Consider the following 394-nt stretch of genomic DNA (forward strand, 5'->3'; position numbering starts at 1 on the left):
CCGAAAGGCGTAGTCGATGGGAAACGGGTTAATATTCCCGTACTTCTTACAATTGCGATGGGGGGACGGAGAAGGCTAGGTGGGCCTGGCGACGGTTGTCCAGGTTCAAGTGCGTAGGCTTAAGAGTTAGGTAAATCCGGCTCTTTCTAAGGCTGAGACACGACGTCGAACTACTACGGTAGTGAAGTCATTGATGCCATGCTTCCAGGAAAAGCCTCTAAGCTTCAGATTGTAAGGAATCGTACTCCAAACCGACACAGGTGGTCGGGTAGAGAATACCAAGGCGCTTGAGAGAACTCGGGTGAAGGAACTAGGCAAAATGGTACCGTAACTTCGGGAGAAGGTACGCTCTTGTCGGTGAAGTCCCTTGCGGATGGAGCTAACGAGAGTCGCA

At 51.5% G+C, this 394-nt stretch carries 1 rRNA gene; it reads left to right on the plus strand.

The features are described 5' to 3' along the window. Window positions 1–394: ribosomal RNA gene (locus ELS82_RS26030) — 23S ribosomal RNA — on the plus strand; the annotation flags it as partial.

Origin of the sequence: Vibrio ouci, assembly GCF_004551525.1 — a bacterium.
GTDB classification, from domain to species: Bacteria; Pseudomonadota; Gammaproteobacteria; order Enterobacterales; family Vibrionaceae; genus Vibrio; species Vibrio ouci.